Source organism: Pauljensenia sp. UMB6358 (genome assembly GCF_030216865.1).
Taxonomy (GTDB): domain Bacteria; phylum Actinomycetota; class Actinomycetes; order Actinomycetales; family Actinomycetaceae; genus Pauljensenia; species Pauljensenia turicensis_A.
Genome location: NZ_JASOMS010000006.1, coordinates 67,732 through 82,052, shown reverse-complemented (window position 1 = coordinate 82,052; position 14,321 = coordinate 67,732). Strand labels below are relative to the sequence as shown.

At 56.3% G+C, this 14,321-nt stretch carries 13 protein-coding genes; 2 read left to right on the top strand and 11 right to left on the bottom strand.

The annotated features are described in order from the left end of the window. Positions 1 to 26: 26 nt before the first annotated feature. The 5 genes from QP381_RS05705 to QP381_RS05685 form a co-directional block, all read right to left on the bottom strand. Entirely contained in the window at positions 27 to 803 is a 777-nt protein-coding gene (locus QP381_RS05705) for a 16S rRNA (uracil(1498)-N(3))-methyltransferase (protein WP_285068059.1), read from the bottom strand. Then, positions 800 to 1,918, bottom strand: coding sequence for a molecular chaperone DnaJ (dnaJ, locus tag QP381_RS05700; protein ID WP_285068058.1), 1,119 nt, complete (start codon positions 1,916 to 1,918; stop codon positions 800 to 802). The genes QP381_RS05705 and dnaJ overlap by 4 nt, the downstream gene beginning before the upstream one ends. A gap of 67 nt (positions 1,919 to 1,985) precedes the next feature. Further along, positions 1,986 to 3,008 carry a heat-inducible transcriptional repressor HrcA gene (hrcA, locus tag QP381_RS05695; protein WP_285068057.1) on the bottom strand — a complete coding sequence of 341 codons (1,023 nt, stop codon included), beginning with the start codon at positions 3,006 to 3,008 and terminating at the stop codon, positions 1,986 to 1,988. A gap of 275 nt (positions 3,009 to 3,283) precedes the next feature. Continuing rightward, positions 3,284 to 4,084 (bottom strand): DUF3097 family protein, encoded by an 801-nt coding sequence (locus QP381_RS05690; protein WP_442953404.1) that lies wholly within the window; start codon positions 4,082 to 4,084, stop codon positions 3,284 to 3,286. Positions 4,085 to 4,500: 416 nt separating this feature from the next. After that, positions 4,501 to 6,459, bottom strand: coding sequence for an OPT family oligopeptide transporter (locus tag QP381_RS05685; RefSeq protein ID WP_285068056.1), 1,959 nt, complete (start codon positions 6,457 to 6,459; stop codon positions 4,501 to 4,503). 33 nt (positions 6,460 to 6,492) lie between these two features. On the opposite strand from QP381_RS05685, the gene QP381_RS05680 reads away from it, so the two are divergent. Then, positions 6,493 to 6,621, top strand: coding sequence for a hypothetical protein (locus QP381_RS05680; protein WP_285068055.1), 129 nt, complete (start codon positions 6,493 to 6,495; stop codon positions 6,619 to 6,621). A 73-nt stretch (positions 6,622 to 6,694) separates the two neighbouring features. Here the strand turns inward: QP381_RS05680 and QP381_RS05675 are convergent, their stop codons facing one another. The 5 genes from QP381_RS05675 to QP381_RS05655 form a co-directional block, all read right to left on the bottom strand. Continuing rightward, positions 6,695 to 7,120 carry a cupin domain-containing protein gene (locus QP381_RS05675; protein ID WP_006681285.1) on the bottom strand — a complete coding sequence of 142 codons (426 nt, stop codon included), beginning with the start codon at positions 7,118 to 7,120 and terminating at the stop codon, positions 6,695 to 6,697. A 103-nt stretch (positions 7,121 to 7,223) separates the two neighbouring features. Further along, positions 7,224 to 8,477: a radical SAM family heme chaperone HemW gene (gene hemW / locus QP381_RS05670; RefSeq protein WP_285068054.1), complete on the bottom strand. Its 1,254-nt coding sequence runs from the start codon at positions 8,475 to 8,477 to the stop codon at positions 7,224 to 7,226. Between the two features lie 11 nt (positions 8,478 to 8,488). Next, positions 8,489 to 9,343: a tRNA (guanosine(46)-N7)-methyltransferase TrmB gene (trmB, locus tag QP381_RS05665; protein WP_006681287.1), complete on the bottom strand. Its 855-nt coding sequence runs from the start codon at positions 9,341 to 9,343 to the stop codon at positions 8,489 to 8,491. Beyond that, positions 9,340 to 11,196, bottom strand: coding sequence for a translation elongation factor 4 (gene lepA, locus QP381_RS05660; protein WP_006681288.1), 1,857 nt, complete (start codon positions 11,194 to 11,196; stop codon positions 9,340 to 9,342). Before lepA ends, trmB begins: the two co-directional genes overlap by 4 nt. A gap of 118 nt (positions 11,197 to 11,314) precedes the next feature. Beyond that, a complete protein-coding gene (locus QP381_RS05655) occupies positions 11,315 to 12,337 on the bottom strand; it encodes a tetratricopeptide repeat protein (protein WP_103631950.1) in 1,023 nt (340 codons plus the stop codon). Positions 12,338 to 12,941: 604 nt separating this feature from the next. Here QP381_RS05655 and rpsT point away from each other — a divergent pair. Then, positions 12,942 to 13,205, top strand: a complete 264-nt coding sequence (rpsT, locus tag QP381_RS05650; RefSeq protein ID WP_006681291.1) for a 30S ribosomal protein S20 — start codon at positions 12,942 to 12,944, stop codon at positions 13,203 to 13,205. A 127-nt stretch (positions 13,206 to 13,332) separates the two neighbouring features. On the opposite strand, the gene holA is transcribed toward rpsT, so the two are convergent. Beyond that, entirely contained in the window at positions 13,333 to 14,319 is a 987-nt protein-coding gene (holA, locus tag QP381_RS05645) for a DNA polymerase III subunit delta (RefSeq protein WP_285068053.1), read from the bottom strand. Positions 14,320 to 14,321: the final 2 nt, after the last annotated feature.

Sequence of the window (14,321 nt, the reverse complement as noted above, 5' to 3'; positions counted from 1 at the left end):
GTCGGTCAGCAGTACATACGCTCGAGTTACAGGCGTCCAAGCGTCGCGCTTAAGAGTGTCGCTCCCACGGCTCCAGCCGTCGACGAGCGAAGAACATTCGCGCCAAGACCAACCAAAGACGCCCCAGCGTCTTGAAGCCAGTTCACTTCTTCGCTCTTCATTCCGCCTTCTGGGCCAACCACCAGCGTCAAACTTGACGCTGTGGTGAATGACGTGGGATCACTGGCAATGATTGAGCTCAGCGATTCGGTTGCTTCCTCGTGGCAAATTAAAACTTTGCCCCCGGCTTCTCTCTTTGCCTCAACCCATGTGGCGAGCGCTTTTGAGTTGACAACGTCGCCGACGCTGGGGATCCACGCTCGCCGCGCCTGCTTAGCGGCCGCACGAACGACGGATTCCCACTTCGCTTTACCTTTTGAGGCTTTTGAACCGTTCCACCGGACAACCGAATACTCAGATTGCCAGGGAATCACTTGATCAATCCCGATTTCGGTGCAGGCTTCAATTGCCTGTTCGTCTCGTCCAGCCTTTGCAAGCCCCTGAACAAGAATCAGTTGGGGCGTCGCCTGAGGTTCGATCACACGCTGATCGACACGAAGATCAAGACCTTTCTTCGAGGTGGAGAGAACCTCGCACGTGAGCCTCGTTCCGTGGCCATCTATCAGGTCGATCCACTCACCTACTCCGATGCGCCGAACGATGGCCGCGTGATGGCCTTCAGTTCCTTCAAGCGAGACTGTCTCGCCTGCATCCAACTCGCAGGGGACTAGGTCGCCCTCGTAAATGAAAACGGGACGTGTCATTGGCCGGTGAACGCTTCGCGGATCTTGTCGAACATTGACGAGGGACGACGGTCAGGTTCGATACGCGTCTCTTTGCGAAGATTCGCAAGCTGCTCAAGAAGGTCACGCGAACGATCATCAAGCTTCTTCGGGATCTCAACATTCACGTGGACGTGCAAGTCACCGCGACCAGAACGCTGCAAACGACTGACGCCCAAGTTCTTCAGTTCAATATCAGCATTCGGCTGAGTACCAGCCGGGATCTCGACGTGTTGCGCACCGTCGAACGTATCGAGGTCAAACTTCGTGCCCAAGGCCGCCGTTGTCATCGGGATCGTGATCCACGTGTGCAAGTCATCGCCTTGGCGGACGAAAACATCATCCGCTTTCTCGTTGATCTCAAGATAGAGATCACCATTCGGGCCGCCACCGGGGCCAACTTCAGCCTCGGAACCAACCCTGATACGAGTTCCTTCGTCTACACCGGCGGGAATATCAACCGTAATCGTACGACGCGAACGAACACGCCCCTGACCGGCACATTCATGGCAGGGCGATGCAATAATCGTGCCATACCCCTGACAGGTCGGACAGGCTCCACGCGACTGCATACGACCAAACATCGTGTTCTGGACGCGCGTCACCGAGCCCGTTCCATTACACGTCCCGCACCGTGTGGGCTCAGTATCCGGAGCACACATCGAACCATGGCACGAATCGCACAGAATATATGTTCCGTATGAAACTTCCTTCTTCGCGCCGAAAACAGCGTCCTGCAAGGAAATCTCCACGCCGATCAGCTGGTCGGAACCACGACGAACGCGAGGCGCAGGCCCGGAAGCTTGACCGGAGAAACCAGAGAACATCGCATCAAAGATGTCAGAAAGCCCGCCACCAGCACCACCAAATGGTGAACCGCCACCCCGCAAGGCATCAGGCCCTCCAAGGTCGTACATTTGACGCTTCTGGGGATCTAAGAGCGTTTCGTAGGCGACAGAAAGCTCTTTGAAAGCCTCTTCTGACTCAGGCCCAGCGTAGTCAGGGTGTAGCAGACGTGCTTTCTTGCGATACGCCTTCTTAATCTCGTCGACAGTCGCATCCTTTGATACGCCAAGGACCTCGTAGTAGTCGTTCACTCGTATTCGTTCCTTATGTTCTTTCGTGTGATCACCGCATCGGCGGTGAAAGCTCATGGGAGGTGATCTAGCGATTCAAGTACCGCGAAAGATAGGCAGCAACAGCCCTGACCGAAGCCATCGTTCGCGCATAATCCATGCGAGTCGGGCCAACAATACCAAGGTGAGCACGCGTATCACCACTACGTGGAGGCGCATGGTACGTGGAAGCCACAACCGATGCTTCAGCAAGCGCGTCATGTTCATTTTCCGCACCGATCGAAACATGAACATCATCATCAAGCTGCAGTTCAGAGAACAGGCGCATCAATACCACCTGCTCTTCCAAAGCGTCTAAGACCGGCGCAATATCATGGAAGTCAACCGCTCCCCTAGCAAGATTCGACATACCAGCCATGACGATCTTCGATTCACCACTGGGGCGAAGGAGACGCGCAATGCTCTGGGCAAGAGCATCTGCCACATCATGCAAACGCATTTCAAGAAGCGCCTTCAGGGCCTCGACGCTAGCAAGAATCTCATCGGGGCCAAGAGCTGAAAAAACAGCGTTGAGCTTCTCGCGAAGAACCGCAATATCTCCGCTAGTCAACTGCGTACGAAGCTCAATAGTGTCCTGAGAAACGCGTCCGGAATCGGTCACGACAATGACCAGCACGTTGGTCGCAGCAAGATCAACGATCTCTACCCGCTTCAACGTCTGCAACGCCAACATCGGATACTCAACAACAGCCACCTGATGCGTTACTTGCGCCAGCAGACGCACGGTCCGAACAACCACATCGTCCAGGTTCGAAGAGTCCTCAAGGAAATGCTCAACAGCACTGCGCTCCGGGTCACTCATCGGTTTCAACGCGGACAGGGAATCAACAAAAAGTCGGTAGCCCTTATCCGTGGGAACACGACCAGCACTGGTATGAGGCTGATAGATCAAACCGGCTTCTTCCAACAGAGCCATGTCATTACGAATCGTCGCAGAAGAAACACCTAAATCGTGCGACTGAGCAATCACCTTCGAACCCACGGGTTCACGGGTGTGCACGTATTCAGTGACGATCGCTCGAAGAACGCCGAGCCGACGATCGTCGTTCATGTGTCCTCCGTTCCAAGCGAAAACTGACGCGGAGTACCACACGCCATCGAAGCCGTGATGTGAAGGATCGGTTTCGACACGAATCTGGCACTCGCTCTATCTGAGTGCCAATTCTACTCCCTGCCCATCAAAGCACCCAGCCGAAGTAACGAGCACAACGTTGGCACTACCTCTTCACAACGGGCACTACTCAAGCAAAGTCTTTGCTGACGGTCCCGGCCTCGTCACTACGAAACAATGAACGGCGGTGGAAATATCCCCCAACTGCGCAGACGCTAACGAGTACCGGGTTCAGTGACAAAATCAATCAGCTCTTCAACACGCCCCAACAGAGCCGGCTCAACGTCCTTATAATTGCGGACCTGGGCGAGAATTCGCTTCCACCCCATCGCAATATCCGCTTGATTTGCATGCGACCACCCCAGCGCATCGAGAGTGCCATGCTTAATATCCGTACCTCTCGGAATATCCGGCCAGCGAGTCAGCCCCAGGCGAGCAGGTTTCACGGCCTGCCAAATATCCACAAACGGGTGACCAACAACTAGCACACCGCTAGACCAACGCGACTGAACACGCTGGGCAATCCGCGATTCTTTCGACCCCTCTACAAGGTGATCGACCAGAATACCGGCGCGAACTTCATCAGACGGTCCGAAGACTTCCAGGATCTCTTCAAGATGATCCACGCCCTCAAGCAACTGGACGACTACTCCCGCTTCTGCCAGATCATCGCCCCACACGTGTTGGACGAGCTCCGCATCGTGGCGACCCTCAACCCAGATCCGCGACTGCTTCGCTATCTTCGGTCCCCCCTTCGGCCCAGCAATCGAACCCGAGTTCGTCACCGCACGCCCACCATGGGTAGTCAGCTGAGGCTTGAGTATGGGCACATCAGATTCTTGTCGACGAGGTGGCACAAGCATAACGGGACGACCCTCCAGCCAGAAACCGCCACCGAGTGGGAAGGAACGGACTAAGCCTCGCCGATCTTCTAATTCAACGACGTGCATGCCACCCGATTTTTCAACGCGAATAACAGCACCCACCCAGCCTGTTGCCACGTCCTCTAACACCATGCCCAGTTCAACCGGGATTTCCTGCGAACGCGGGCGAAGCGCATGTGGCCCATCACGGTGAGGGTCGGAGCTCAAAATATCCGTGCCATACGGGTCAAACGAAGTCGAATATGGGTCGAAGCGGTTTTCTTGGGACATCACTCGACCACACTAAGCAAGATTGCGGGGCAGCGTCTGCCCGAAACGCCGCCGTTGATGACCAGACGGACACGTACGCGACTGTCCCCCCTCCGCTGATCACCCCTACCAGTTCGGTTATACGAGGCGACAGAATCGGGCTCCCCGCCAAGAAAACGGCGCCTTACACGACACACCCCACCACAGCGCCCCGCCCGAAACGCAGGTGCCCGGCACCCCCAATGGGGCACCGGGCACCTCAGTGCACAATCGCACCAGAACGCGTGAGTTCGCGTTGATCAGTTCAGCGTGTCCTTGCGGGTCTTGGAGTACAAGAAGCCGATCACACCAGCGAAAACGACCAAGCCGAGCCACTGAGCAACTCCCGCGAACGAGTCAGGCATGAACGCAAGTGGTGCGTCCTTACCGGAGAAGCCGACGATACCGGCGTAAACGACGCCCCAGAGGGATTCACCGACGATCAAACCGGTGGCAACCAGGGTACCCATGCGCCTTGCCTTCTCGGGATCCTTCTGCTTAACGGCCCACTTGTCGTGGATCATGCCGAGTAGCGCACCGATCGGGATAGTCAGGGTGATCGAGATCGGCAGGTACATGCCCATGCCGACAGCCAGACCGGGGAGCGACATCTTCTTGGTGGTCTTCTTCAGGACCTCGTCAATGATGATGACGACGATGCCGATCAGTGCGCCGATGCCCAACAGGTCCCAGTTCAAGTCTCCGCCGAAGACGCCCTTGATCAAATCAGAGATCAGAGAGGCCTGCGGAGCTGCAAGAGCGTTTTCGCCAGCGCCCGGAGCTCCCTGGAAACCGAAAGCATTTCCCATCAGGTTCAGAACCGGCGGAATGATGATCGCGCCGAAGAGAACGCCGATGACCAGAGCAACCTGCTGCTTCCACGGGGTTGCACCCACCAGCTGACCGGTCTTCAGATCCTGCAAGTTGTCGTTCGAAATCGTGGAGATACCGAAAACAACGGCTGCAGTGAACAACGTGTAGGCAACCAGGGCGGACAGTTCGTCACCGGATGCGGTGCCGTGAATAGCCTTCACAACCAGGGCAGCTGCGATAGCGACGATGATGCCGACACCGGAAATCGGCGAGTTGGAGGCACCAATCAGACCCGCCATGTAACCGCAGACGGACGCAACAGCAAGCCCCGTGATCAGGATAAACAGGATCGAAATGATGATCAGGCCCAACGAGTTGTGTGCAATGGCGGTGTCTTTTAAGAACAGCCAGAGCAGAACACCGATCGGGAGCATCACCGCAAGGGTCACGCCGATAACGATCTTGCCGGACAGGTCCTGCTCGGTCAGCGGGACAGTTTCGCCCGACTCGCGCTTCGCGGTCGATGCAAGCGAATCCTTAATACCGATGACGATGGGGCCGATCAGCTTGATCAGCGTCCACACTGCTGCAACAGCAATCGCGCCGGCGCCGATCAACCGGACTTCAGAACGGAAGACGGTACCAACCGTGTCAGCCAGAGCCGAGGGATCAACAATTCCCCAGGTCCGCCACGGTAGCAAGACGATGTACGAAATCGCCAGGCCGACGATCATTGCGATACCCACACCAATGCCAACCAGGTGGCCAACACCGATCAGGGCCAGCGAGAACGAAGCCGAAGCCATGGTGCCACCCGCTCCGAACTTGAAAGCGGTGCCGATTTCGGTCCCGAGAACCTTCATCGAACCGAGGATGGCAAAACCAGCTGATGACAGACCGCCCCAGATAATGGCGAGCAAACCACGCTTGGATTCTTCGGCACCTTCGTTGGTGTCGCCAACCTTCAGGACCTCGGCAGCTGCGACGCCTTCGGGGTACGGGAGATCAGAGTGCGTGACCAGTGCGCGACGTAGCGGGATCGAATACATAACGCCGAGAATGCCACCGAGAGCGATGACGAAGACCGACTGCCAGTATGGGAAACCCTGCCACCAACCGACCATGACTAGGCCAGGGAGAACGAAGATGATCGCGGACAGTGTGCCTGCCGCGGACGCGATCGTTTGAACGATGTTGTTTTCTTGGACCGTATGGTCTTTGAAGTAACGCAGAATTGCCATCGAAATGACGGCCGCGGGGATGGAGGTTGCGAAGGTCAGGCCCGCCTTCAGGCCGAGGTACACGTTCGCTGCGGTGAAGATGATGGTGATGATGCCACCGATAATGACGCCTCGCAGGGTCAGTTCCTTCACCGACGTCCCCGTCGATTGTGTTGTCTGGGACATATAACCGGACTCTCTACTTAATAGACTGTGCCGATGGGAGTTTACCACCGCACTATTTCTCAGCAAATTCGGCAAAAGTTTGTCATTGTTGCAGTTCACGTAGATGCTCAGCCTCTCGTTTCGCCGACGAGGCAACGCGATGGGACTGCAGGCTGGATTTGAATGGAAAAGCGGGTGATACCGGATCGCTCCGGTATCACCCGCCTCTTGAAAGACTCAGTGCCTTCTATGAAACTCAGTGTTCGCCATGCTCCAAGGCTTCGGCTTCCATGGCTTCTTCGTAGGTCACGTGGATGGTGCCATGTGCGTGCTCCGGCGGAGCGTAGATCGAGTAGACGCGAAGGGGCTCATCACCGATTGCGGTGACGTTGTGCCAAGAGCCAGCCGGAACGAAAATGGCATCATCGTCTGAGGCTTCGGCCTCGAAGGACAGATTATCCTTGGTCGGCCCCATCTGCACCAGGCCTCGCCCGCCTTCGATGCGGAGGAACTGGTCGTGGTCTTCGTGAATTTCCAGGCCGATGTCGTGTCCGGGCTGGATGCACATGACGGTGAGCTGCAAGTTCTTACCAGTCCACAGAGTGGTGCGGTAGTTGGTGTTTTCCATCGTCGCATCTTCGATGTTGACGACGTACGGGTTGGGTCCCATGTCTTGGCTCATTGCGCCCTCCTATTGACGGATCATCTGCGGCCAGTAATGACCGCGCTCCCTTTCAAGAATAGAGGCACCCCTGTAGGGGTGCAGTGGCAACGAGAGATGAAGGTTAGAATCCCATGAGTTCGCGGGTCACATAATCGGCAAGAAGTCGCCCTTTCAGGGTCAGAACGACCCGCCCTTTCAGCGCATGTCCTGCGTCGATCAGCTGGTCTGCGATCAAGCCTGGCAACGCGTGGATATTGATGACATCCGAGACGCGTATGCCTTCGGAGGTGCGCACGGCGAGCATGATTTTCTCCAGTGCTCGAGCATCGGATTCAAGTATTTCGCCCGCGAGCGCCGGAGAAACTCCCGCTTGCACGCGCCCCGCGTAGGCGGTCGGGTGTTTGACGTTCCACCAGCGGTAACGTCCCACGTGCGAGTGCGCGCCGGGCCCTAGCCCCCACCAGTCCCAGTCACGCCAATAGGCCAGGTTATGTCGACTTGCGTGGCGCAGTTCGGTCGGTTCCACGCCAGCTTCGTTTACGTCCGGGCGCGCAAAATTCGAGATTTCGTACCATTTGAAGCCCGCGTCACTAAGGACCTGGTCAGCGAGTTCGTACTTGGTTGCTTCGTCGTCCGGGTCCGGCATGGGCAACTCACCGCGAGCGACCTGCGCACCCATTTTTGTGCCCTCTTCGATCACCAGCGCATACGCACTAATGTGATCCGTTTCCAGGGCGACCGCAGCATCCAACGACCGATGCCAATCATCGATGCTCTCCCCCGGCGCCCCATAGATCAGGTCGACGGACACGTCCAAGCCAGCATCGCGCGCGGCTTGGACGACAGAGGAGACTTTCTGGGGATTGTGCGTGCGGTCCAACGTTGCAAGCACCTGAGGTACTGCTGACTGCATTCCGAAAGAAACCCGAGTGACACCCGCCTCTTTTAGCTTGAGCAGCCCCTTGACGTCGATTGAATCGGGGTTCGCTTCAATCGTGAGCTCGGCTTGGTGTGCGATCCCAAAATGATTTCGCAGGCTATCGAGGATGCGTGCCAGTTCGTCGGTGTCAAGAAGAGTGGGCGTTCCACCACCGATGAAGACAGTTTCGGCTGGTCGCGGTTCAAATCCGGCATTCACGAGGTCGCGCATACCGAATTGTGCTTCGGCTTCAATTGAGCGCGCGTATGAGCCCGGCTCTGCCCCCACGCCGAACCCTGTTGTGTACGTGTTGAAGTCGCAGTATCCGCATCGAACCGTGCAGAATGGCACATGCACGTAGAGCGAAAGCGGACGCCCTTGGTCGACTTCAGCTAATGCTGGCTCAAGATGGCCATCTTTTGGCCATTCAATTCCATCGGGTTGGACCGGAGGCAACAGCCAGCTCCTTATTCCGCCTGATCGGAAGTATTTTCACCCTGGGTCGTACGCGCATTCGTGGTTTCACGAGGCAAACGAACTCCGACAACGTCGTGGGCAACGCGACCTTCGTTAAGGCCTCGGGTTTCGAAGTGCGTGACAATGCGACCTGCAAAGCGAGGGGCAAAACCACCGCGAGTCGGTTGTTCATCGGCTTCGTCGGGGCGCTCGCCTTCGTAGGGATTAGCCAGCAACGGGCATCCCTCTACTACGTCGCGCATCTGCCAGGCGTAGTCGTCCCAATCGGTTGCAAGTCGCCAGATACCGCCGTCAGCGAGGATTCGGGCAACCTCGAGCGCAAACTTGGGGGACACAAGACGACGCTTATGGTGACGCGACTTCCTCCACGGATCGGGGAAGAATGTCCACACCTCGTCTGCGACTGAGTCAGCGAAAACAATCGGGAACGCCTGCTGAGCATCGGCTTCGATCACACGAATATTCGTTGCTCCAGCTTCAACGGCTTTGGAGATCAGCTTCGCAATACCGGGCACCCACACTTCAAACGCCAAGTAATCACGTTCGGGGTGTGTGCGAGCCGCTTCAACGATCTGTTCACCCGTGCCCGATCCGATTTCAACGGTCAGAGGGGCCTTGCGAGCGAAAAGTTGAACCGGATCCAAGCGAAAAGTATCGGCGACAGTCGTATGGCCGATCCCTCGCTCAGGTTCGATCACATACTTCGACGCGTGAGCATCCCAGGTTCGCTGGAGATTCAGCGGGAGCTCACGACTACGACGTGTAAACGACTTGGTCCGCGCGAAGAAGACTTCCCCTTCGGGAGCCTCTCCTGGGCGATAGCTGGGGCGATCCGCCACAATCACTTCTTTCCGGTTGGAACATCCGATGTCAGAGCTGCGATGAAGGCTTCCTGTGGCACGTCCACGCGACCGATGGACTTCATGCGCTTCTTGCCTTCCTTCTGCTTTTCGAGCAGCTTGCGCTTACGCGTAATGTCACCGCCGTAGCATTTAGCCAGCATGTCCTTACGCAATGCCTTGATCGTTTCGCGAGCGATAACTCGTGCACCTACTGCCGCTTGAACAGGGATTTCGAACTGCTGGCGGGGGATCAGCTCCTTCAGACGCTTCGTCATCCGCTGACCGTACGCATATGCAGCATCGCGGTGAACAATCGCGCTGAACGCGTCAACGCGGTCACCGTTGAGCAAAATATCGACCTTCACCAGATCGGCACTCTGCTCGCCCTTCTCCTGGTAATCGAGCGAGGCGTATCCGCGAGTGCGCGACTTCAACTGATCGAAGAAGTCGAACACGATTTCTGCCAGAGGCAAGGTGTAGTGGAGCTCGACGCGGTCTTCGGACAGGTACTCCATGCCCTTCATGGTTCCGCGACGATCCTGGCAGAGTTCCATGATCGTGCCGGTGAAATCAGTCGGCGTCAGGATTGTTGCTTCAACAAGAGGCTCGCGAACCTCAGAGATCTTCCCTTCGGGGAACATCGCCGGGTTTTCAACGATGATCTCGCTCCCGTCTTCTGCAACGACCGTGTAGACAACGTTCGGCGCTGTTGCGATCAAGTCGAGTCCGAATTCGCGTTCCAATCGCTCCCGGATAATTTCGAGGTGCAACAGGCCCAAGAAGCCACAACGGAACCCAAAGCCGAGGGCTGCCGACGATTCAGGTTCGAAGGTGAGCGCTGCGTCATTGAGCTGAAGACGTTCAAGGGCATCTCGCAGATCAGGGAAGTCCGAACCGTCAACCGGGTAGATACCGGAGAAGACCATCGGACGCGGATCCTTGTATCCGGACAGCGGTTCCTCAGCGCCTCGAACGTTCAATGTCACCGTGTCACCGACGCGCGACTGACGCACGTCTTTCACGCCCGTGATGAGGTAGCCTACTTCGCCGGCGGCAATACCTTCGCTGGGCATCGGTTCTGGCGAAATCACACCGATTTCAAGCAGTTCGTGGGTCGCGCCGGTCGACATCATCTTGACGCGCTGGCGCGTGGACAGGGCACCATCAACGACACGAACATAGGTCACCACACCGCGGTAGGTGTCGTAGACGGAGTCGAAAATCATGGCTCGGGTTGCACCGTCTGGGTTGCCATTCGGAGCGGGAACGACTTCGACGATACGATCCAGCAACTCGGCAACGCCTTCACCGGTCTTACCCGACACTTTCAGGACCTCGGATTCATCGCAACCAATCAGCTGAGCAACCTCGGCAGCATACTTTTCAGGCTGAGCACCGGGCAGATCGATCTTGTTCAAAACGGGAATGATCGCAAGATCGTTTTCCAGAGCGAGGTAAAGATTCGCCAGAGTCTGTGCTTCAATACCCTGCGCAGCATCAATCAGAAGAACCGCGCCTTCACACGCTGCAAGCGATCGAGAGACCTCGTAGGTGAAGTCAACATGACCGGGCGTATCGATCATATTGAGCGCGTACGCCTGGCCATCTCGTGTCCACGGCATACGAACAGCCTGAGACTTAATGGTGATGCCACGCTCACGCTCAATATCCATACGATCGAGGTACTGAGCGCGCATATCACGCTGCTCAACAATGCCGGTCAACTGCAACATGCGGTCAGCAAGCGTGGATTTACCGTGGTCAATGTGCGCGATGATGCAGAAGTTTCGCAGGCGTGACTGCTCGGTGTGAGCAGGACGAATCGTTTCCACTTGTGCGGGCGTAGGGATTGGCACGGTACCTCCAATAGATATTCCCCTTTATCGTCCCATTAACGCGCCCCCAAGTGCCAACTATGAGCGCGCGACCTCGCGCACATCACGTTCTTCCGTGTAAAAGAACTGTGTCGCATCCCTACTCTTCACCTTCCATGACAACGATCTGACGATAGCTTTCACTAATCTGGCGGAAGGTTTCGATCTCTTCTTCTTCCAATTCTTCGGGGGGATCATTGACAAGCATCTCTGAGAGGTCGATAACCGCCTGCGAATCATCCATATCAATCGACGCAGCAAGAAGAACACAATGAATCTCAAGTGTCAGCGGATTATGTGCTCCAAGAACCTCTACGCAGTCGGTGAACGTCTGTTTCCACTCTTTCATCGCCTGTTTTCTGCGTCCAAGCAAGAATTTTGTTCGAGCAATTTCCCCGCGCAGGCGAAGAGTTCTTCCATCTTCAAGCCCCCACTTCTTCTTTGAGATCCCATGCAGACTTCTATAGATTTTTAGTGCAGAGTCGTACTTATCAGCCAGCACCAAGGCTTCAGCCAAGTTGTCTTGCGCGGCCATCGCCAGCGAGTCGTCTTCGGCCAAGCGCGTCCCCATATCGCGCACAACGCGCCGATAAATTGAAACGGCCTTTGTAAAGTCACCCCTAGCTTTAGCGGGCATCGCGGAATTTGTTCGCACCGCCCACGCAAGTTCGCTGTGGTTCCCCATGACATGCTCAACATCGCGAATCAGAATCCGGTAGTTCTTATCGATATTTTGATAGTTTCCCAGCGTCACCTGCCAGTAAAGCTCAGAATTACGGGCAACCAACACATCCTCATCCAACGGTCCCAGGTTGCCCATTCCGATCTCGGTGGCGATACGTGCCACGCGAAGACAGTCGGTTGCTTGGTCATTGAGCGCATACCAATCAACAAGTGCGCGAGCAATCGTCAACCGCTCGTGCACATCAACTGATTCATCCTTGACCAGCTCCTCAATCTTTGCGATTACCTCGCCCGAGTCTGATTGGAGAGCCTCTTCCATACGCTCGCGCACACGCATGTGTGGAAAAACCATTCCGGTCCCACCCCAGTCAGGCGCATGCGAATCGGCGGGATTCCCTGCCTCGTCGATAGGGGTGGCAGACGTGCACTGAAGTGCCATGATCGCGTTCCTCCTTGTACGCATTGGTCAGTGGTGCACCCACTGTCTACCTTCGACGACAAGTGCGCCACCTTCCCGGTGACACATTGTGGATAACTCAGGGGGTGTGCACTGTGTGGATAACTTCGCGCCCGCCATCACGCGGAAGTCGGAATCCTCGTGTCACACTTGACCGCAGAAAACAGTAAGGAAGGACCTCACGCGGCACAGGAAGCACCTAACGGCAGGTACTGGCTGGATATCGGATCGGGCGCATGGGACACATCAGGTCGCCCATCCGAGGTTCGCTTGGACCGAGCTCTTGTCGTGAGCCCCAGCGCTATCAGGCGTGAGGGCGCCACTGTGCCTCGCGACACGTGGGAAATGATGCTTCAAGCGCTCAAGAAGCACCCATAAGCGTGTTTAGTGAGCGCATTCACGCCCACTTTCCGCTAAGAAAATAGCGTTCGACGTATCGCGCTGGTAACGTTGTTAGTCGGACTCCCGGCCTGGTCGGGCAGGGGGTCTGGTCCGAGCCGTTTGCGGATGTCCCCACGTCCCAGTCCCGGTTCTGACACAGCCCTCACCGACCCTGTAATCACTTCAAGCAAGGAGTTTTCCGACTGTGGCGAATATTAAGTCTCAGATCAAGCGGATCCGCACCAACGAGAAGCGTCGTCTTCGTAACCAGTCTGTGAAGTCCGAGCTCAAGACGCTCGTTCGCAAGACCCGCGAAGCTGTTGAAGCAGGAGACAAAGAGCTCGCAATCGAGTCCCTCAAGACTGCTTCCCGCAAGCTGGATAAAGCCGTTTCCAAGGGCGTTATCCACAAGAACCAGGCCGCTAACCGCAAGTCCAAGCTTGCAAAGCGAGTTTCTTCGCTCGGCTGATCGCTCATTCTTCACCTTTGGGGTCGCATCCACGTGAGATGCGACCCCAAAGTGTTTGTGTACGGCGTGTTCATCAGGCAACGGACGGACGTGTTGGGTAACCCGTTCGCCCCGCGAACTTGAGCGTTTAACGCCTTCGACGCAACCGACAGATCGTCGTAATGGCCTTTTCAACTGCGTAGCGCGGGTCTCGGGACAAGCCTTTTGTTTCACTGTCTGCACGTCCAAGCGCTTGGATAGCATCTGCGAGCGAACGATCGTTCCACCCCCGCAACTGGCTACGCACGATATCCACCTGCCACTGTTGCATTCCCACGTTGACTCCGCGTCCGCTTGATGAGGCAGATACTTTCACCATCTGTCGGATCTTGATTGCCAGGGCAGCGACAAGCTGTTGAGGTTCAACACCCGTAGCGAACGCGTGCCGTACAAGGGTGAGGGCTCGCGCTGTTTCACCAGCGATGGCCGCATCGGCTACTTCGAATCTGCTTGCTTCAATGCGTCCCGCGTGATAACGATGCACGTCCTCTAGCGTGATTGTGCCGTCGCAGTCAGAGAGAAGCTGGGCAACTGCGGCCGCCATTTCGCGCAGGTCGGAGCCAAGCGCGTCAACGATCGCTTGCATCGCATCACGATCCATCTGACGGTGAGCACGGCGAACATCAGAGCGGATCAGCTCAAGCTTGTCCCGGTCAGATTTAATGATTTCTGCGGAGATAACGGGGAATTTAGCTTTTGCGATAGCGTCGGTGACCTTTTTTCCCTTCGCGTTTCCGCCGGGGTGAACCAGAAGAAGCCACACATCGAAGGCAGGGGCCGCAATATAGGTCAAGAGGTCGTTGGCAAGAGCGTCGCTCATCGTTTCAAGGTCACGAATGATCACCAGTCGGCTTTCACCAAACAGTGACGGCGAGGTAATCATGTCCAGTTGACCCGTCTGATAGGTGGCAGCGTTCAGGTCTGTGCGTTCAAGGTTTGGATCTACAGAACGCGCCTGCGAGCGCAGAGAATCAAGAGCGCGATCGATCAGCAGCCCTTCTTTGCCCTTAATCAAGACAATAGGAGCCAGTTCAATAGCAACCGGAGCTGGCGGTTTATTTCCCCGACTAGCCATTG